Annotated in this window: 20 protein-coding genes; 15 read left to right on the top strand and 5 right to left on the bottom strand. The window is 60.3% G+C overall.

Annotated features, from left to right (window positions below; translation table 11 throughout):
• Positions 1 to 439: 439 nt before the first annotated feature.
• Positions 440 to 682 (top strand): hypothetical protein, encoded by a 243-nt coding sequence (locus tag DY250_RS11910; RefSeq protein WP_115612471.1) that lies wholly within the window; start codon positions 440 to 442, stop codon positions 680 to 682.
• A gap of 211 nt (positions 683 to 893) precedes the next feature.
• Here the strand turns inward: DY250_RS11910 and DY250_RS11905 are convergent, their stop codons facing one another.
• Positions 894 to 1,913: an ABC transporter substrate-binding protein gene (locus tag DY250_RS11905; RefSeq protein WP_115612470.1), complete on the bottom strand. Its 1,020-nt coding sequence runs from the start codon at positions 1,911 to 1,913 to the stop codon at positions 894 to 896.
• Between the two features lie 136 nt (positions 1,914 to 2,049).
• Between DY250_RS11905 and DY250_RS11900 the strand changes: the two genes are divergently transcribed.
• The 6 genes from DY250_RS11900 (at position 2,050) to DY250_RS11875 (ending at position 7,702) form a co-directional block, all read left to right on the top strand.
• Positions 2,050 to 3,246, top strand: a complete 1,197-nt coding sequence (locus tag DY250_RS11900; RefSeq protein WP_115612469.1) for an efflux RND transporter periplasmic adaptor subunit — start codon at positions 2,050 to 2,052, stop codon at positions 3,244 to 3,246.
• Entirely contained in the window at positions 3,246 to 5,210 is a 1,965-nt protein-coding gene (locus tag DY250_RS11895; RefSeq protein ID WP_115612468.1) for a MacB family efflux pump subunit, read from the top strand. The genes DY250_RS11900 and DY250_RS11895 overlap by 1 nt, the downstream gene beginning before the upstream one ends.
• A 21-nt stretch (positions 5,211 to 5,231) precedes the next feature.
• Entirely contained in the window at positions 5,232 to 6,638 is a 1,407-nt protein-coding gene (locus DY250_RS11890) for an efflux transporter outer membrane subunit (RefSeq protein ID WP_115612467.1), read from the top strand.
• Between the two features lie 22 nt (positions 6,639 to 6,660).
• Positions 6,661 to 6,903 (top strand): antitoxin, encoded by a 243-nt coding sequence (locus tag DY250_RS11885; protein ID WP_115612466.1) that lies wholly within the window; start codon positions 6,661 to 6,663, stop codon positions 6,901 to 6,903.
• A 140-nt stretch (positions 6,904 to 7,043) separates the two neighbouring features.
• Positions 7,044 to 7,313: a PIN domain-containing protein gene (locus DY250_RS11880; RefSeq protein ID WP_245951125.1), complete on the top strand. Its 270-nt coding sequence runs from the start codon at positions 7,044 to 7,046 to the stop codon at positions 7,311 to 7,313.
• A 26-nt stretch (positions 7,314 to 7,339) separates the two neighbouring features.
• A complete protein-coding gene (locus tag DY250_RS11875) occupies positions 7,340 to 7,702 on the top strand; it encodes a copper resistance protein NlpE N-terminal domain-containing protein (protein ID WP_115612465.1) in 363 nt (120 codons plus the stop codon).
• 360 nt (positions 7,703 to 8,062) lie between these two features.
• Here DY250_RS11875 and gcvP read toward each other — a convergent pair whose 3' ends face one another.
• Both gcvP and gcvH read right to left on the bottom strand, forming a co-directional pair.
• Positions 8,063 to 10,897: an aminomethyl-transferring glycine dehydrogenase gene (gene gcvP / locus DY250_RS11865; RefSeq protein ID WP_115612463.1), complete on the bottom strand. Its 2,835-nt coding sequence runs from the start codon at positions 10,895 to 10,897 to the stop codon at positions 8,063 to 8,065.
• A 68-nt stretch (positions 10,898 to 10,965) separates the two neighbouring features.
• On the bottom strand, positions 10,966 to 11,328 hold the full coding sequence (gene gcvH / locus DY250_RS11860; RefSeq protein ID WP_115612462.1) for a glycine cleavage system protein GcvH: 363 nt from the start codon (positions 11,326 to 11,328) through the stop codon (positions 10,966 to 10,968).
• Positions 11,329 to 11,457: 129 nt separating this feature from the next.
• On the opposite strand from gcvH, the gene DY250_RS11855 reads away from it, so the two are divergent.
• The 6 genes from DY250_RS11855 to DY250_RS11830 all read left to right on the top strand — a co-directional run bounded on the left by DY250_RS11855 (position 11,458) and on the right by DY250_RS11830 (position 16,201).
• Positions 11,458 to 11,994 (top strand): adenylate kinase, encoded by a 537-nt coding sequence (locus tag DY250_RS11855; protein WP_115612461.1) that lies wholly within the window; start codon positions 11,458 to 11,460, stop codon positions 11,992 to 11,994.
• Between the two features lie 218 nt (positions 11,995 to 12,212).
• Positions 12,213 to 13,280, top strand: coding sequence for a chorismate synthase (aroC, locus tag DY250_RS11850; protein ID WP_115612460.1), 1,068 nt, complete (start codon positions 12,213 to 12,215; stop codon positions 13,278 to 13,280).
• Positions 13,281 to 13,296: 16 nt separating this feature from the next.
• Entirely contained in the window at positions 13,297 to 13,899 is a 603-nt protein-coding gene (locus DY250_RS11845; RefSeq protein ID WP_115612459.1) for an NMCC_0638 family (lipo)protein, read from the top strand.
• Positions 13,900 to 14,042: 143 nt separating this feature from the next.
• Entirely contained in the window at positions 14,043 to 14,939 is an 897-nt protein-coding gene (locus DY250_RS11840; protein WP_115612458.1) for a hypothetical protein, read from the top strand.
• Positions 14,940 to 14,990: 51 nt separating this feature from the next.
• Positions 14,991 to 15,842: a hypothetical protein gene (locus DY250_RS11835; protein ID WP_006986387.1), complete on the top strand. Its 852-nt coding sequence runs from the start codon at positions 14,991 to 14,993 to the stop codon at positions 15,840 to 15,842.
• A gap of 47 nt (positions 15,843 to 15,889) precedes the next feature.
• Complete coding sequence (locus DY250_RS11830; RefSeq protein WP_174904607.1) at positions 15,890 to 16,201, top strand: hypothetical protein; 312 nt, start codon at positions 15,890 to 15,892, stop codon at positions 16,199 to 16,201.
• 769 nt (positions 16,202 to 16,970) lie between these two features.
• On the opposite strand, the gene DY250_RS11825 is transcribed toward DY250_RS11830, so the two are convergent.
• Together DY250_RS11825 and DY250_RS11820 are read right to left on the bottom strand one after the other, a co-directional pair.
• Positions 16,971 to 17,453, bottom strand: coding sequence for a paraquat-inducible protein A (locus tag DY250_RS11825; RefSeq protein WP_115612457.1), 483 nt, complete (start codon positions 17,451 to 17,453; stop codon positions 16,971 to 16,973).
• A 137-nt stretch (positions 17,454 to 17,590) separates the two neighbouring features.
• The gene (locus tag DY250_RS11820; protein WP_115612456.1) at positions 17,591 to 18,019 is read right to left on the bottom strand and encodes a DUF1249 domain-containing protein; all 429 of its coding nucleotides are present in this window, start codon (positions 18,017 to 18,019) and stop codon (positions 17,591 to 17,593) included.
• A gap of 108 nt (positions 18,020 to 18,127) precedes the next feature.
• On the opposite strand from DY250_RS11820, the gene DY250_RS11815 reads away from it, so the two are divergent.
• A complete protein-coding gene (locus DY250_RS11815) occupies positions 18,128 to 18,646 on the top strand; it encodes an adenine phosphoribosyltransferase (protein WP_006986383.1) in 519 nt (172 codons plus the stop codon).
• Positions 18,647 to 18,733: 87 nt separating this feature from the next.
• Entirely contained in the window at positions 18,734 to 19,390 is a 657-nt protein-coding gene (locus DY250_RS11810) for a Bax inhibitor-1 family protein (protein ID WP_245951123.1), read from the top strand.
• Positions 19,391 to 19,439 lie beyond the last annotated feature (49 nt).

Raw genomic sequence — 19,439 nt, 5'->3', positions numbered from 1 at the left:
TGTCCGTCAGGCGGTGTGATGGCCGGGTTTCGCGTATAGATGGGATTCAGCCTCATGATGAAGATGAAGCAGTTGTTGCGGCGGGCTGAAGCCCGCCCTACGTCCGGCAAGCGGTGTGATGGCCGGGTTTCGCGTATAGATGGGATTCAACCTCATGATGAAGATGAAGCAGTTGTTGCGGCGGGCTAAAGCCCGCCCTACGCCCGGCAAGCGGTGTGATGGCCGGGTTTCGCGTATAGATGGGATTCAGCCTCATGATGAAGATGAAGCAGTTGTTGCGGCGGGTTGAAGCCCGCCCTACGCCCGTCAAACGGCGTGATAGCCGGGTTTCGCGTATAGATGGGATTCAACCTCATGATGAAGATGAAGCAGCTGTTGCGGCGGGCTAAAGCCCGCCCTACGCCCGTTAAGCGGCGTAATGGCCGGGTTTCGCGTATAGATGGGATTCAACCTCATGATGAAGATGAAGCAGTTGTTGCGGCGGGCTGAAACCCGCCCTACGCCCGTCAAGCGGCGTGATGGCCGGGTTTCGCGTATGATGGGCTTCAACCTCATGATGAAGATGAAGCTGTTGTTGCGGCGGGCTGAAGCCCGCCCTACGTCCGTCAGGCGGCGTGATGGCCGGGTTTCGCGGATAGATGGGATTCAGCCTCATGATGAAGCAGTTGTTGCGGCGGGCTGAAGCCCGCCCTTGTTATAAGCAAATACAGGTAAAGAGAGGCCCCGTCAAAGGGTTGCCACGACGGGGCCGGATAAGGCGGAGCTGAGCCCACCCCGGTCGCTTACAGACACGAGACGTAGATGTAATCCGCCTTGTCCGTCCATAACAAACCCCGAATGGTCTCTACGCGAACTACGCAAGAATTCGGTAATTACGCCGCTTGGCGGCTGTTTTATTCCCCGTCTTTCACTTCCCGCTGCCATTTGTCGGTGAGGCGTTTGCCTTCTTTGGCCGCGCCAAAACGGTCGATGAAGTCAATATCAATCAGTTGCAGTTCGGCGGCAGGGTTCATTTGCGGCGGAGCTTTGGCGTGGCGGTTGGTCGGCAATTGGTAGTAGTTTGTTTCGCGCCAGGCGAGTTCCTGCGCTTCAACGCCGAGTGCCCAGTCCACGAATTTCACCGCGTTGTCACGGTTACGCGCACCTTTGATGATGCTTACCGCGCCCAGGCCGTAGCCCACGCCTTCGCAGGGGAGGATGCCTTCAACCGGCGCGCCTTGTTCTTTTTCGTGCATGTAGTTGTGCAGGAAGCCGATGTCCACCGCAACTTCGCCTGTCGCGAGGTTTTTGGTCGCAAGCCCGCTTTTGACGTATTCGGCGATGTTCGGGCGCAGGGCTTTGAGGTAGGCAAAGGCCTCTTCTTCACCCCACAGGGTGATGAGGGTAGCGAGGGTGGTGTAGCCGGTGCCGGTGGTACGCGGATCGGCGTACTGGATGAGGTGTTTGTATTTGGGGTCTTTCAGGTCGGCGAAGCATTTGGGCGGGGTGATGCCGAGTTCGGCCAGTTTTTTGGTATTGACGCCGATGCCGAAGGGCATGAGGTAGATGAGGGAGAGATGGCGTCCGTGCGGTTGTTCGGCGAGTTTCCGGAACTGTGGCAGGATGTCCGCTTGCCCAGGCGAGGTGACGCTCAGGTCAAGCAGGTCTTCGTCGGCCGCCTGCAGATGCGGCTCAACGGTGCCGCCGTACCACACGTCCGCCTGCGGGTTGTCTTTTTCGCTTTTGATTTTGCCGAGGATGGTGCCGGTACTTTGCCGGATGAACCGGGTTTCCACGCCGTTTTCTTCGGCAAAGCGTTTGGCGGCTTTTTCGCAGACTTCGTTCTGCATGCTGCAATAGATGGTGAGACGGCCTGCGCCCTGGGCGGCGGGCAGGGTAGCAGCGAGGGCGAGGGTGAGGAGGGTGCGTTTCATGAAGGTTTTCCTGTGGTCTGGTTAATACTGGGCAAGTTTACGCCGCACATGGCGCTTTCTAATTATCCGCTAATTTTCGTTTTGAGGCTTTCCGCTACAATCCGTGCTTTCTAATGGACTTTACAAAGGGGTCATTATGCTGCGTCAGCAATTCGGTCGCGTTTCTTTGAAGTTTTTGTTCTTCCTGCTCGTGTTGGGCGCGGGTGGATTTTGGTATTGGCAGGCGAGCCGCAAGCCCGCCGATGATGACGGCGGCATCAAGTACATCACCGCGCCGGTCGCAAAAGGCGATATTGCCCACACGGTGCTGGCCAGCGGTTCGTTGCAGCCGCTGAAATCAGTCAAGGTCGGCGCACAGGTGTCCGGCGAGATCAGCGCGCTTTATGTGCAGATTGGCGATCAGCTGAAGCAGGGCGATCCGGTTGCGGAGATTGATGCCAGCACGCAGCAGAACACGCGCGACAGCGCCGCCGCTTCGCTCGCCTCCAGCAAGGCCGCGCTGACCTCGGCGCAGGCGAAGTTGCGTGAGGCGCAGCAGAATTTCAACCGCCAGCAGTCGCTGGTGAAGAAGGGCGCGGCGGCGCAGGAAACGCTGGATACGGCGCAGGCGACGTTGAAAGCGGCGCAGAGCAGCGTTGAGCAGGCGAAGGCGGACATCCGCCGTAACCAGTTGGAACTGGATAATGCCGGGCTGCGCCTCGGTTATACGAATGTGACGGCGCCGATGGACGGCGTGGTGATTTCGGTCGCGGTCGAGAAGGGACAGACGGTGAACGCGGTGCAGGACAGCCCGACGCTGGCGACTATCGCCCAGACGAAGACAATGACGGTTGAAGCGGAAATCGCCGAAGCCGATGTCGGCGAGCTGAAACCCGGCATGAATGCCTATTTCACCCTGCTCGGCAGCGACAAGACCCGCTACGAGGGCAAGTTGAAGAGTATCGACCCTGCCCCGCTCGCCACCTCGAAAAACACGGCCAGCAACAGCAGCAGTGGCAGCAGCGAGACCGCCGTCTATTACTACGGCAAGATGGATGTGCCCAATCCCGACGGCAAGCTGCGCATCGGCATGACCGCAAACATGGTCATTTCCGTGGAAGAAGCGAAAGATGTCATCACCATCCCGATGACCGCACTGCAAACCAACGCCCAGGGTGAGGACGAAGTGCAGGTGATGGTTGGCGGCAAACCGCAGCCGCGCGTGGTGAAACTCGGTATCAACGACGGCGTCAACACCGAAGTGAAAGAAGGGCTGCAAGTCGGGGAAGAAGTCGTGATCAGCTCAGGCAGCGGCGAAGGCAGCATTCCGATGGGACCGGGAGGCCCGTTCTAATGGCAGAACCACTCATCCGCATCAAAAACCTCTACCGCCGCTTCAAGAGCGGGGAAGGGGAAGTGACCATCCTCAACGATCTCAACCTGGAAATCGAAGCGGGGGAAATGGTCGCCATCATCGGTCAGTCGGGGTCAGGCAAATCCACCCTGATGAACATCCTCGGCTGCCTTGACCGCCCCAGCGCCGGCGAATATTACATCAACGGCAAAAACGCCACCGATCTCAGCCCGCAGGAACGCGCCGCACTCAGACGCGAATATATCGGCTTCATCTTCCAGCGCTACCACCTCCTGGCCGACCTCAAAGCCTGGGAAAACGTCGCCATCCCCGCCATCTACGCCGGCACAGACGGTGAAGCGCGGGAAAAACGCGCCAAAGCCCTCCTGACCCGCCTCGGCCTCGGCGAACGCACCGAACACAAACCCGGCCAACTCTCCGGCGGCCAGCAACAGCGCGTCTCCATCGCCCGTGCGCTCATGAACGGCGGACAAATCATCTTCGCCGACGAACCCACCGGCGCGCTCGACAGCCATAGCGGCGAAGAAGTGATGAAGATACTTGGCGAGCTGCACGCCGAAGGCCACACCATCATCCTCGTTACCCATGACCGCCACATCGCCGGACACGCTGACCGCATCATCGAAATCAAGGACGGAAAAATCATCGCCGACCACCGCCAGCAGGGTGATACCGCAGAAGCTGGCAAGACAGATACCGTCCCTACTGGCAGAAAAACCGCCTTCGGCGCGGCCGGACGCTTCACCTCAGCCATCCACATGGCATGGCGCGCCATCCTCGGCCACAAACTGCGCGCGTTTCTCACCATGCTCGGCATCATCATCGGTATCGCCTCCGTTGTCAGCGTTGTCGCCCTTGGCCAGGGGGCACAACAACAAGTCCTTGACCAAATCAGCGACCTCGGCTCCAGCACCATCGAAATCTTCCCCGGCCGCTTCGGCGACCGCCGCGCTGCGCGTATCCGCACCCTCGTGCCGGCGGACGCCGACATCCTCGCGCAGCAGAGCTTCATTGACAGCGCCACCCCGACCGTCAACGCCAGCCCGACCATCCGCCACGGCAACAAAGACTACACCGGCAACCTGACCGGTGTCGGCGAACAATACTTCCAGGTGCAGAACATCCCCATCACGGCGGGGCGGGCTTTCAGCGCGCGCGACATCAATGACTACGCCGCCCTTGCCATCCTCGACAAAAAAGGGGCGGAAACCCTCTACAACAGCAGCGAAGCCGACAACTACGCGAACGCCATCGGCCAGACCCTGCTGCTCAACAACGTTCCCGTGCGCATCGTTGGCATCGCCGACACCGAAAAACAAAACCGCTTCGGCGGCAGCAACAGCATCAACCTCTACATGCCCTACACCTCGGCGATGAACCGCCTGCTGGGGCGTAACAACGTCTCCGGCATCACCCTGCGCATCAGCGACGACGCCGACCCCGTTGCCGCTGAAGACGCCATCACCCGCATCCTCACCCGCCGCCACGGCAGCCAGGACTTCTCGCTCTTCAACAGTGACAGCCTGCGCAAAGCCATCACCGGCAGCACCCAGGTATTCACCCTGCTCATCTCGGCCATCGCGGCTATCGCCCTCGTCGTCGGCGGCATCGGCGTGATGAACATCATGCTCGTCTCCGTCACCGAACGCACCCAGGAAATCGGCATCCGCATGGCCGTCGGCGCGCGCCAGGGCGACATCCTCATGCAATTCCTCATCGAAGCGCTGATGCTGTGCCTGCTCGGCGGCGCACTCGGCATCGCGCTGGCCTACGGCATCGGCTGGGTATTCAACCAGAGCGGCGCGGAAATCCACCTCATCTACTCAACCAGCTCCGTCATTGCCGCCGTCATCTGTTCCAGCACCATCGGTATCCTCTTCGGCTACCTGCCCGCGCGCAACGCCGCCCGCCTTGACCCCGTCGAAGCCCTCAGCCGCGAATGACACGAACACAAAGGACAACACATGAACAACAGCAAACCCCTCATCCTTGCCCTCATCCTCAGCGGCTGCGCCATCACCCACGCCCCCGACCTGCAACAAGACATTGAGGCCGGCGCCATCCCGCAACAATGGATGTTCGCCCATGCCGACAACAAAAACGGCCAGGCCGAATGGTGGCGCGACTACGGTGACCCCGCCCTTGACCAGCTCATCCGCCACAGCCTCGCCCACAACCAGAACCTCGCCGCCGCCGGCTACGCCTGGCAAAAAAGCCGCCTGGCGCTGGAAAACGCCGGCGCGAACCGGGGCCCAGAATACAACGGCAGTCTCGGCGCGGGTGCCAACCGCAACCTCAGCAAAGGCGGCAGCACCAAACAAAACTACAATACCGGCCTCGGCATCAACTACCAGACCGACCTGTGGGGCAAACTGCGCCTCGCCGAAAACAACGCACACTGGGAAACAGAGGCCAGCGCCGAAGACCTGCTTGCCACCCGCCTCAGCCTCATCGGCGACATCACCAACCAATACCTGCAAATCGCCTACACCAACGACCAACTCGTCCTGAATGCCGCCTACCAGAAAAACGCTGCCGAAACCCTGCGCCTCACCCGGGCCAAAATGAACGCGGGCAGCGCCTCACACCTCGAACTGCGCCAGGCCGAACAAAACCGCACCAACCTCGAAAACACCCGCAACACCCTCGAAAACCAGCGCCAGCAGGCCGAAACCACCCTTGCCAGCCTCAGCGGCCAGCCATTGAAGCGCGTCATCACCCAAGAACCCAGCCTCAGCCGCCTCACCATCCCGCCAGTTGATACCGCCATCCCCGCTCACCTGCTGGCACAACGCCCCGACCTGCGTGCTGCCCAATACCGCCTGCAACAAAACATCGGCAACATCCAAATCGCCGAACGCGACTACTACCCCGACCTCAACCTTGGCGCGAACCTGACAACCGGCGCCGACCGCATCCTGCAAATCCTGCAAAACCCCGTCGCCGCACTGAGTGCCAACATCACCCTGCCGTTTCTGAACTACCACAAAAAAGACATCGCGCGCCGCGAAGCCGAAACCGCTTACCAGCAAAGCCTTGCCAGCTTCCGCCAGACCCTCTACCGCGCCCTCGGCGAAACACAAAACGCCATCCTGAACCTCGCGCAAAGCCAGAAAGAAGCACAAAACCTGCAAGAACGCCTGGCACAAGCCAAAGACATCGAAGTCCTCACCCGCATACGCTACCAGGCGGGCGCGGCCAGCCTGCAAGACGTGCTGGAAAAAGAAGACGCCACCAGAGGCGTCGAAGAAGCCCTGCTTGCCAACCGCTACCAGCAACTCACGCGCAGCGTGACCCTGCACCTCGCCCTCGGCGGCAGCCTGCAAGACAACGCGGCGGCACGGCCGCAGGCGGCAGCGGACAGACCATAATGCAGACAAAAGAGGAACAACCATGCCAACCACAGCCAAACTCACCACCAGCGGCCAGGAACAGATACTGCGTCTGCCGCCCGCCTACCGGTTCAACAGCGAAGAAATCTATATCCGCCGCGACCCATTGACCGGCGACATCATCCTTTCCGCCAAACTGCCGGATTGGCAGGAATACTTTGCCCTGGCCGACGCTGCCCAAATAGCGGAAGACTTCATGAACGACCGCGACACGCGTCCTGCCGACGACAAGGATCTGTTCTGATGCTGTACATGCTTGATACCAACACTGTCAGCTACCTCATCAAAGAGCAGCCGCCAACCGTGCGTTAGCACCTGACCGCGCTGCCAGCGGAAACCCGCCTTGCTGTTTCTGCTGTTACCCAGGGCGAGTTGCTGTACGGCGTGGCACGCAAAGGCAATCCGCCGGCCTTGCTGCGCGTAGTACAAGAATTTCTGATGCGCGTGGAAATCCTGCCGTGGGATATGCAGGTTGCGCCAACATATAGCGGGCTGCGCGCCCACTGCACGGCAAACGGCATCACCCTGAGCGCGCTGGACATGATGATTGCCGCTCATGCCGTTGCGGCAAAGGCCGTACTGGTGACACATGATCACATCTTCGCGCGTATACCGGACGGCCTCCTACAAACAGAAGATTGGGCGGCAGCATAAGATCCTGCCAGAAAACCGGAAAAACCATGACAAAACCCATCCTTGCCCTTGCCCTCTTTGCTGCAGCCGCCGCCCATGCTGCCGAAGACTATGCCGGTACATACAGCGGCATTCTGCCCTGCGCCGTCTGCGAGGGACTGCAAACCGAACTGACCCTTGCCGATGGCAACTACACCCTCACCCGCATCCGCCTCGGACTGGATGAAGACAGCGAAGAAACCAGCGGCGTGTACCGCACCACCACCGACAAACAATACCTGCAACTCGACAACCAGACGGACAGACTCACCTTCTACATCGGCAACGGCTATCTCGAATTGCGCCAACCCGACGGCGAAAAAATCGCCCCGGAACTGCCGGACGAAGATTTCCGCCTTGAACGGCAATAATGCGACTTCCGCGACCCGGCGGGTGAATCCGGGCTCGCCTCAAGCGGGATAAACACTGGTCCCGCCAAGCGGCGTCATTGCTGGTTCCGCCAAGCGGGATAAGCACGGGGTTTTCATCCCCCCCCTTCCGCCCTTCGGGCACCTTCCCCCGCAAGCGGGGGAAGGGATTTTTTGTGCGGGATTCAATATTGGGCAATCAACAGGCGGCATGTGCCGGGCCCGCCAAGCGGCGTCATTACTAGGCCCGTCAAGCAGCGTCATTACTGAGCCCGTCAAGCAGCGTCAATGCTGGGCCCGGCAAGCTGCAATGAAAAAGCCCGTCTGGTGACGGGCTTTGTTGTGGTTGCTGCACGGCGGCGCTTATTGGTAATCCAGCGGCGACGGGCAGGTGCAGATGAGGTGGCGGTCGCCATAGACGTTGTCCACGCGGTTCACCGGCGTCATGTATTTCGACGGGTTCATGCCTTCGACCGGATACACCGCTGTCTTGCGGTCGTAGCAGTGGTTCCAGTCGCCGGTGAGGTCGGCCATGGTGTGCGGCGCGTTGACCAGCGGGTTGTCTTCGTGTGTCCATTCGCCGTTTTCGACGCGGCGGATTTCTTCGCGGATGGCCAGCATGGCGTCGCAGAAGCGGTCGAGTTCGCCGAGGTCTTCGCTTTCGGTCGGCTCAACCATCAGGGTGCCGGGGACGGGGAAGCTCATGGTCGGCGCGTGGAAGCCGTAGTCCATCAGGCGCTTGGCGAAGTCGTCCACGCTGATGCCGGCGCTGTCCTTGAACGGGCGCACGTCGATGATGCATTCGTGGGCAACGTGGCCGCCTGCATCGCTGTACAGCACTTCATAGGTGCCTTTCAGGCGGGCGGCGATGTAGTTGGCATTCAGTATGGCGACGGCGCTTGCCTGTTCGAGGCCTTTTGCGCCCATCATGCGGATGTACATCCATGGGATGACGTTCACCAATGCGCTGCCCCACGGCGCGGCGCTGACAGTCATGCCGCCGCGGTGTTCGAGCGGGACGACGCTGTGTCCGGGCAGGAAGGGTTTCAGGTGTTCTTTGACGACGATGGGGCCGACGCCGGGGCCGCCGCCACCGTGCGGGATGGCGAAGGTTTTGTGCAGGTTGAGGTGGGAGACATCCGAGCCGTAGTGGCCGGGCGCAGCGAGGCCGACTTGCGCGTTCAGGTTCGCGCCGTCCAGATAGACCTGGCCGCCGTAGCCGTGGATGATGGCGCAGAGTTCGCGGATGTTGCGCTCGAAGATGCCGTGGGTGGAGGGGTAGGTGACCATCACGGCGGCGAGGCGGTCTTTGTGTTCTTCGGCTTTGGCGAGCAGGTCGGCGATGTCGATGTCGCCGTCTTCGTCACAGGCGACAACGACGACCTGCATGCCGGCCATGGCGGCGGAGGCGGGGTTGGTGCCGTGCGCGGACTGCGGGATGAGGCAGATGTCGCGGTGGCTGTCGCCCCGGCTGTCATGGTAGGCGCGGATAGTGAGCAGGCCGGCGTATTCACCCGAGGCGCCGGAGTTCGGTTGCAGCGAGGCGGCGTCGTAACCGGTCACTTCGCAGAGCATGGCTTCGAGCTGGCCGAACATTTCCCGGTAGCCTTCAGACTGATCCAGCGGGGCAAACGGGTGGATGTCGGTGAATTGCGTCCAGGTGACGGGCATCATTTCGCTCGCCGCGTTCAGTTTCATGGTGCAGGAACCGAGCGGGATCATGGTGCGGTCAAGCGCCAGATCCCAGTCGCTCAGTTTGCGCAGGTAGCGCATCATCGCGGTTTCGCTGCGGTATTGTTTGAAGACGGGGTGGGTGAGGTAGGTGCTGCGGCGCACGGCAAAGGCGGGCAACATCGCCTGCGGCTTTTCCAGCTTGATGTCGTCGTCGGTGCGGCCGCTGAAGATGGCAATGAGCAGTTTGACTTCGGCCTCGGTGCTTTGTTCGTCCAGCGAGATGCCGATGCAGTTGGCGTCTATGCGGCGCAGGTTGTAACCCGCTTCCAGTGCGCGCTGCATGATGGTGTCCGCACGCGAGCCGACATCAATATGCAAGGTGTCGAAGAAGTGTTCGTAGGTGAATTTGAAGTGGTGTTTTTCCAGCGAGAGGGCCAGTTGCGTGGTGAGCTGGTGCACGCGCACGCCGATGTCGCGCAGGCCTTCCGCACCGTGCCAGGCGGCGTAGAGGCCCGACATGATGGCCAGCAGCGCTTGTGCGGTGCAAAGGTTGCTGGTCGCTTTTTCGCGGCGGATGTGCTGTTCGCGGGTTTGCAGGGCGAGGCGATAAGCGGGTTTGCCGTGGCTGTCCTGCGAGATGCCGACGAGACGGCCCGGCATGGAGCGCTTGAAGCTGTCGCGGGTGGACATGAAGGCGGCATGCGGGCCGCCAAAGCCGAGCGGCACTCCAAAGCGCTGGCTGTTGCCGACGACGATGTCGGCGCCCCATTCGCCGGGCGGGGTGAGGATGGTCAATGCCAGGAGGTCGGTGGCAACGACGACGACAGCGTCTTTGCCGTGCACTTTTTCCACCAGTTCGCGGTAATCGGCGACGTGACCGTGTGTGTCCGGATATTGCACGAGGATGCCGAAGTAGTCGTCCGGCAGCTCGCCGCTGCAATCCAGGACGGAGATTTCAATGCCCTGGTAGCCGGCGCGGGTGAGGAGGACGTCAATCGTCTGCGGGTGCACGCGCTGATCGACAAGGAAGACGTTCGATTTTGCCTTGCTCTGCCGGTGCGCCAGCGCCATCGCTTCGGCAGCGGCGGTCGCTTCATCCAGCAGTGAGGCGTTGGCAATGTCCATCGCCGTCAAGTCGCAGACCATCGTCTGGAAATTGAGCAGCGCTTCCAGGCGGCCTTGCGAGATTTCCGGCTGATACGGCGTGTAGGAGGTGTACCAGCCCGGGTTTTCCAGCACGTTGCGCAGAATCACCGGTGGCACGACCGTGCCGTAATAACCCTGACCAATGAGCGAGCGGAAAACCTTGTTCTTGTCGGCAAGCTTGCGCAGTGCAGCCAACGCGTCCGCCTCGTTGAGCGGGGCGGGCAGCTTCGCCATCCCGTCTTTGCGGCGAATATCTGAGGGCACGACCTCATCAATAAACGCATCCAGACTGGAAAACCCCAGTAACTTCAACATTTTTTCCTGCTCGGCAGGAGAAGGCCCGATATGGCGGGCGACAAAAGGCGCGAAAGCGGACATGACAATCCCTCACTGAAAATTAAGAAAACAAAGCGCCACTGGACGCGGCGCTGGTAAAAGACATTACGTTACTTCGCAAAATCGCGGTAGGCGGCCTCATCCATCAGGCTGTCCAACTCGGACGGATTGGCGAGTTTGACCTTATAAACCCAGCCGTCGGCTTCCGGGGAAGAATTGAGCAGGCTCGGTTCATCCACCAGCTTCTGGTTGACTTCGACGACTTCGCCGGCAACCGGATTCTTCACATCGCCAGCGGCCTTGACCGATTCAATGGTAGCCGCTTCATCACCGACAGCCAGCACGCGGCCAACTTCCGGCAATTCAATAAACACAATGTCTCCTAACGCATCCTGGGCATAATCGGTGATGCCGATCGTACCGATACCGTCGTCAACGGCGATCCACTCATGATCTTCTGTAAACTTTTTCATAAGACACCTCATAAAATAAACATACTTGTACAGAAAGCATCCACATTCTAGCACAGGAAAAACACAAAAAAGCACACGGGTCCTATGCTACCCTAGCCTCATCCAAACCCACAATCGTAAGGAAAAACCATGAATATCATCCTGCTCGGCGCCCCCGGTTCAGGTAAAGGCACCCAAGCCGCCTTCCTCATTGAAAAACACGGCCTGACCCACCTCTCGACAGGCGACATGCTGCGCGCCGAAATCGCCGCCGGCAGCGACCTCGGCAAACAGGCCAAAGCCATCATGGAAAGCGGCCAGCTCGTTTCCGATGAAATCGTTATCGCCATGATTGCTGCCCGCCTCGGCGACAAAGGCGCACTCTTTGACGGTTTTCCGCGCACCATCGCCCAGGCCGAAGCGCTGGACAAACTGCTCACCGGACGCGGCAGCCAGATTGATACCGTCATCGAACTGCAGGTAGGAAACGAGGAAATCGTGCAACGCATGCTCACACGTGGCCGCAGCGACGACAACGAAGCGACCATCCGTCAGCGTCTTGCCGTCTTCGAAGCACAAACCAAACCGCTCACCGACTACTACCAAAAACAGGGCAAACTGCGCAGCATTGACGGCAGCGGCGAACTGGCCGCCATCAGCGCCCGCATTGAAGCCGCTTTGCACTGAGCGCCATCTGCGTAAAGCCGCATGACCGGTATAGCAGGGCGCGTTGCATAAAACATCCTCTTCGACCCCGAAGGCAGTCCCTTCGCCGCTTGCAGCGACGACGAAACCGTTATACACGAGGCCGAACCAGACTGATAAATTCCCCGCTACGCGCGGGGAGATTACTCACCAAGCGGGACTATCGCACGGGTTCCCTTTAACCACCCACTACCACACCCATGAGCGGCAACAGCATCGGACAACACCTCACCCTCACCACCTACGGCGAAAGCCACGGCCCGGCCATCGGCGGCATTCTCGATGGCGCCCCGGCAGGCATCCCGCTTGACCTTGATGCCATCCAGCGCGAACTTGACCGGCGCAAACCCGGCACCTCGCGCCACGTCACCCCGCGTCAGGAAGACGACCGCGTCCAACTTCTCTCCGGCCTCTTTGAAGGCATAACCACCGGCACCCCCATCGGCATCCACATCGCCAATACCAACCAGCGCAGTCAGGACTACGGCGCCATCAAAAACCAATACCGCCCCGGCCACGCCGACTACACCTACCAGGCCAAATACGGCATCCGCGACTATCGTGGCGGCGGGCGGGCTTCGGCGCGGGAAACCGCTGTACGCGTCGCCGGCGGCGCCATCGCCAAACAAATCCTCGCCCACTTTGCTGGCACCACCATCCGCAGCTACCTCTCGCAAATCGGCGAACACCGCCTTGAATTCCGCGACTGGCACCACGTCCAGGACAACCCCTTTAATTGCCCGAACGACCACCAGACCGCGCAGCTTGACCGTTACCTCGCTGACATCCGCCGCGCGGGCGACAGCATCGGTGCGGAAATCACCGTCGTCGCCGAAGGCGTCCCCACCGGCCTCGGTGAACCCGTCTTCGACCGCCTGGACGCCGACATCGCCAAAGCGCTGATGAGCATCAATGCCGTCAAGGCCGTATCCATCGGCGACGGCTTCGACGTCATCACCCGCAAAGGCAGCGAAAACCGCGACGAACGCACCGCTGCGGCCGGGTTCCTGACCAACCACGCGGGCGGCATCCTGGGCGGCATATCCAGCGGCCAGCCGATCATCGCCCGCGCCGCTTTCAAAGCAACCAGCAGCATCCTCGTCCCCGGCCGCAGCACCGACCAAAACGGACAGGACGTGGAAATCATCACCAAAGGCCGGCATGATCCCTGCGTCGCCCTGCGCGCCTGCCCCATCGTCGAAGCGATGCTGGCACTCGTCCTCGCCGATCACTACCTGCGCCAGCGCGGCCAAAACAACCGTTTCTAACTCATCAAGGACGCCCATGAAAAAAATCCCCCTCCTCCTCCTCGCCGCCGCCCTCCTCATGCAAGCGACCACGGCGCAAGTCCTCAAGCCAGAAGCCAAAGCGGCAGCCCAGGCGGATGACTTTAATACCGCCTACCTCAACTTCTGCATCAAACACTTGCCGAACCTCAACGACCTGCGCAAAAAACTCGAAGACGCGCCGCAGCTGCCGGTGCAGCGGGCGGAATACTTCCTGCGCGGCCAGGATGGTAGCGTCTGGGCGGTGCCAACCCCGCACAACGACACCCTCATTCTTGCCATCCCGGCTGAGAAAAACATCTGCACCCTCTACGCCCGCCATGCGGACATCGCCCGTGTCGAAGAAGCCTTTGCCACCATTGGTAATACCACCCCGGACGGCGCGACCGGCGAAAAAATCAGGGACGAGCACACGACCGGTAAGGCCGGACACAGCAGCCACACCATCGCCTACCAATGGCAGCTGCCCGATACCGGACGCAAAATGCTGATCAGCCTGACCACTGCCCCGGACAGCGACATGCAAATCACGGCCAGCGCCGCTATCCTCAGAGACGAGAGCAAGCCGCAAAGCAGCCCGGCAGCGCCATATACGCCATAACGCATGATCACAGGCGGGCACATCCCGCCTTTTTCATGCACCGCCCAAGCGGCGTCATTACCGGCCCCGCCAAGCAGGATAAACACGTTCCCCGCCGCAGCACGATATGATGCGCGTATTGTTCATTCGCAAAGGGAGCCTTCATGTCCTACCGCCCGCCTTACCCTTACGCCCGCATTCTTGGTGGCTTCATCCTCGGTAATATCATCCTCACCGCACTGCTTTATCTCCTTCTCCGTCCCGGCTTCCTCGCCGGCAGCATGATGCCGTTTGACCCACATACTCTCGCCGCGCTCTGCGGCGCTGCCGTTATTGCCGCTGTCCTCACCGTCCTGCCACTGTTTCTTGGCCGCGCCGAGCGCGAACAGCAGGGTGTTGGCCGTACCATGATGCTAATCGGACTTTTCAGCCTGCCGCAGACGTTTTTCCCCTACCAACAGGCGCTATACGCCCATTTTGCCCCGCCCTTTCTGGGGGAAATTCTCATCGTACTCGCGATCAAGATGATGGCCTTCGCACAGCTCGCGTATTCGCTTCTGCCACGCCCGGAGCCGACCTTTGAAGACCGCCGTGACTGGCGCGCACATCGCTATCCCTACTGGCGCATCGTCTTTCTCTATCCCGCTATCGGAGCTGTCCTCTGCCACCTGCTGCTGCTGGTCGCGGGCGACGCCAGCCGTTTCAGCGAATACCTTTTCCTTGACCGCTGCGCGCAACTGGCCGTACCGTATCTCGCCAGTGCGCTGTGGTTCGCCGCCTGGCGGTTGCGACGCACCATGTACGGCATTTCCCAGGCGACTGCCGTCGCCACCCTCGTCGCCTATAGCCATTTCATGCTGTACCGCCGCTACGAAGAGACCGCCGCGCCGCTGCCGCTTACCCTGCGCTTTGCCGCTATTGCCCTCGTGCTCGCCTTCCTGCTGCTGCCGCAAGACCCGGAAGACCAGCCCGGTCCCGCCGACTACGGCAAAATGCTGATCGCGGGCATCCTTGCTATTGCCCTCTGCGCCCTCGCTTGCGCCAACCTCTTCCCGAAATAACCACAAAAAACCCCATATAATGCGCACCTTTCCCAACCGGAGCCCATAACCATGATCCAACTCCCCGTCATTCTCGGCCTTGCCCTTGCCGTCACCCTCGCCTCTGCACCGGAAAAAACCGCCCCCGCAGACGACACTCCAACCATCAGCACCAACACCTACACTCTGCCGCCGCGCCTCACTGCCACCCTGCCGGACGGCATCCTGCGCGCCGAACAGGCGGGCATCATCAACCTCGACTACACCCCGGGCGACGAAAAAACCTACTACTTCGATGCGGACGGCACCCCGGTGAACAAAGCAACCGCCGGCGGCTACTACCGCGTCGTCCTCGGCAAAACCGCTGATGGCCGCGACGTCATCCAGGACTACTATCAGGACAGCGGCAAACCGCAAACCGCCCCCATCATCCTGAAAAAAGACGCCGAACTGCACGACTTCGACAGCGACACCAGCGACAGCCGCATTGTCTGGTACCGCGAAGACGGCAGCGTCCTCGCCACTCAGGACTACAAAGGCGGCGCCGACCTTGGCCGCCATAACTACTACCAGAACGGCATCCTCGCCGTGCAGAGCGCCTTGCCGTTTGACATCGCCAAAGAAGAGGGCGACCCCTATGCCGCCGTCGGCGACATCAGCCGCGCCAACCGCTACTACTACCCGGACGGCCACATCATGGCCTTTGAAGACATCGAAGACGCCGACAACTTCGAACTCCTCTACTATCGGCAAGACGGCAGCCCGCTCATGCACTACCGCACCAGCGACGAAGACGATGGCGACAGCAGCACCTGGAACGCAAACGGCGACTACGTCGCAGAAAAAGACGTGCAGGCAGAAATCGACGCTATCACCGCGCGCAGAGAAGAATTGCAAAGCGCGGTGCATCGCGAAATGCCCTGAGGAGAACACCATGCCCTTCCACCAAGCCACCCTCAGCGATGGCGACCGTGCTGCCCTTTCCCCCGCCTGCCATCCCCGAAACTGGTGGCTGGACGCCAACCGCGTGGGCGACACCTGCCGCCGATACTGCCCCGCTGGACTTCCTTTGGCACTACTACCTGCGCGTGCACGGCGAGTATTACCGTTTCCTGCCCGAAGCCGAACCGCTGACCCCGGCACGCATCACCCTCTACAAACTCAAAGAAACCCTTCCCGCCAGCGGCCACGGCGAGACGCGTGAAAACATCATCGCCACCCTGAAACAGGCCCTCGTTGCCAAAACCGCCAGCGGCGAACACGAAGTGTTTTTTAACTTCTGACCGGCTTTGGCGTGCGGGAAAAAGCCTCTTCCTGACCGGAAGGGGCTTTTTTACGCCAGTGCACCAATCCCGGAAATATCTGAGAGTGTTGACGCGTCTCGCCGTACCAGTTGTACAGCCTTCGTCGCGCTGCCTTTTCAGCTTAATTTCTGGGATTGATATTACGCCGCCTGGCGTCCCCCGCACCGTAGGGCGGGCTTTAGCCCGCCGAACCCGGCCATCACGCCGCTTGATGGGACCAGCGTTTACGCCGCCTGGCGTCCCCCGCACCGTAGGGCGGGCTTTAGCCCGCCGAACCCGGCCATCACGCCGCTTGATGGGACCAGCGTTTACGCCGCCTGGCGTCCCCCGCAGCGTAGGGCGGGCTTTAGCCCGCCGAACCCGGCCATCATGCCGCTTGATGGGACCAGCATTTACGCCGCCTGGCGTCCCCCGCACCGTAGGGCGGGCTTTAGCCCGCCGAACCCGGTCATCACGCCGCTTGACGGGACCAGCGTTTACGCCGCCTGACTGTCCCCTGCCGTAGATGCTATCCGGGATAAGTAATGGGTGTCGGAACAGGCTACTATCTACTTCACTGAGTTGATCTCTGAAGGGTGGGCACAACTCTGTTCCGACTCGCCCCCGTTGAGGCTATCACCCTGCGGGGGCATTTCTCTGATACAAGGGTGGGCTTCAGCCCACCGGGCAGGCACAGCCTGCTTTTGCATTCTTGGCAAGGCGCGGAAGGAATGCCGCCAAGCGGCGTCAATACGGGTTTGAGGAACGGTCAGTCGGCGTGCATCCGCTGTTTGATGTCGTGCTCAATCCAGATGCCGGCGATGAGTGAGAGCAGGGTGGTCGCGCTGTACCAGTAGATGCCGCTGTGGATTTGTACTTCAACGACCCAGCCGAGTTTCAGGATCATCAGCATCTGCGCAACGACGAAGACATCCAGCATGGAGAATTTGCCGATTTTGCCCAGCCAGTGCTGCCAGTGGGCGAGCGCTGCCGGAATGGGCGGGTAGTAGTAGAGATACGCTGCCATCACTGCGTATTTGCCGAGCGGGAAGATGACGCTGAAGCCGAGCAGCAGCAAGCCGAGGCCGAAGGTCTTGTCGGCCAGCAGCGCGCCGATACCAGAGAGAACGGTAAAGGTGTTTTTGACGAGGACGAGTTTTTTCACGGTCATCATCGGCAGGGTGATGCCGGGAATGAGGGTGAGGAGGCCGAGGGCAACAAGGACGGCAAGGATGAGGCGGCGGGTGTTCATGGGATGTTGTGTGGGTGGTAGTGTCAGGCGGCGTTGTTACTGGGCTTTGTCGCTGCGCGGATTTATCCAATCCTCTCCCCAGCCCTTCCCCCAATGAGGGAGGGGCTTTTTTTGCGGGTGAGAGGCTTTTCGATCAGTCATGCGATGTTGAGCGGAGCGGTGAGGGCGGTGTCGTGCAGGCGGTATTGGTGGCGGCGGCAGTAGTCCAGCCATTCGGCCAGGGCGCGGTTGTGCACAAATTTGGCGGCGCGCAGTTCACGTAGCGGCAGGTTAGGTTCAAGCCGCGCTTCGGCGAGACGGGCGTCGTGATAGACGCGGATGCAGTAGTCGGGGGCAAAGCGGCGCCGTATTTTATGCGGGTAGTAGTGGCCGAGCTGCCAGTCGCTGGTGTAGGGGCTGTGGCTGAGGCAGCGCAGGTAGGCGGCGGGGCGGCCGGAGGCGTGCAGGGCGTACCAGTCGTTATCCGGTGGCGGTTCGGGCAGGATGAGGCGGAAAAGGCAGTAGTTGTGTTCGTAGAGGGTTTGCAGGGTGAGGTCGTCCCGGCGCAGGAGGCGTGAGGTGGGCATGGTAGTGTGTTGTGTAAAAAGCGCGGCATTGTCAGGATTATCGTGACTGCACGCAAGCCCGCAGGCTTTGCTAGAATGCGGCTTCCACTTTCTTCTGTAAGGATTTTTATGTCTTGGCACACGTTGATTAAGGATATCCCCGATTATCCGAAAGCCGGCATTATTTTTAAGGACATCACCCCGCTGCTTGCCGACGGTCCCGGTTTTTCGGCGGCGATTGAGGAGATGGCGCAGTTTTGCGAGGAGGCCGGGCACCGCCCCGATGTGCTTGCCTGTCCGGAAGCGCGCGGTTTTATTTTTGCCGCCGCCCTCGCGCAACGTCTGGGGATTGGTTTTATCCCGCTACGCAAGCCGGGCAAGTTGCCGCGCGAGGTCAGCCGTATTACGTTTGATCTGGAATATGGGCAGGATACCCTTGAAGTTCACAAGGATGACGTCAAATCAGGGGTACGGGTGATGATGGTTGATGATGTGCTGGCGACAGGCGGCACGATGGTTGCCTGTATTGAGCTGCTGCGCAGTCTCGGTGCCGAGGTCATCGGCGCGGCGTTTTTGATGGAAATTGAAGCACTGCGCGGCCGCGACAAACTGCGGGATATCGCCGTCTGTTCGCTGGTCAAATGTTAAGCCCTCTACCCTTTACTTTCCCCTGTTCTTCCCCCACAATCTTTTTTATTTTCAACCCTCAACTTATCAGGAGTCCTCATGAACCACATGAATCCCCGTACTATTGAAACTATCTCGCAAGATGGCATCCTCGCGCGCAACAAGGTGCTGCGCCAAACCTACATCCTGCTCGGCATGAATGTGCTGTTCAGCGCGCTGTGTGCGTATTTTGGGATGCGGATGGGCATCCACGTACCGACCTTGCTCTACTTCGCAGGCGTATTCGGTCTGGTTTTTGGCGTGCAAGCCAATCGTAACAACGGTCTCGGCATCATCTTGCTCTTCGCCCTGACCGGTTTCCTCGGTTTCAGCATTTCCAACCTGCTGACACTCTTCATGAGCGCAGGCATGGGCAGCGTTGTGGTGAAAGCGCTGGTCGGCACAGGCATCATCTTCTTCGCCCTTTCCGCCTATGTGCTCTTTACCGGCGTTAACTTTACCTTCCTCGGTGGCTTCCTCTTCACCGGATTGTTGATTGGAACGCTGGCCATGCTGGGGGCGGCCATCTTTGGCATGAGTGCGCTCAGTGTCGCTTCTTCAGCCGCCCTTCTTGTCGTCTTCTCCGGCTACGTCCTCTATGACACCAGCCGTATTATTGAAGGCGAAGAAACCAACTACATTTCGGCGACACTGAATCTCTTCCTGGATATTTTCAACATTTTCATTCACTTGTTGAACCTCCTCAGCGCCTTCAACCGCAACTAATCCCTCTCCCTCAACCGTCCGGCATCTTCACAGGTGCCGGATTTTTTGA

Origin of the sequence: Cardiobacterium valvarum (assembly GCF_900460955.1) — a bacterium.
In the GTDB taxonomy this organism is placed as follows: domain Bacteria; phylum Pseudomonadota; class Gammaproteobacteria; order Cardiobacteriales; family Cardiobacteriaceae; genus Cardiobacterium; species Cardiobacterium valvarum.
The sequence above is the reverse complement of the archived record's forward strand: the minus strand, read 5'-3'. Positions and strand labels throughout refer to the sequence as shown.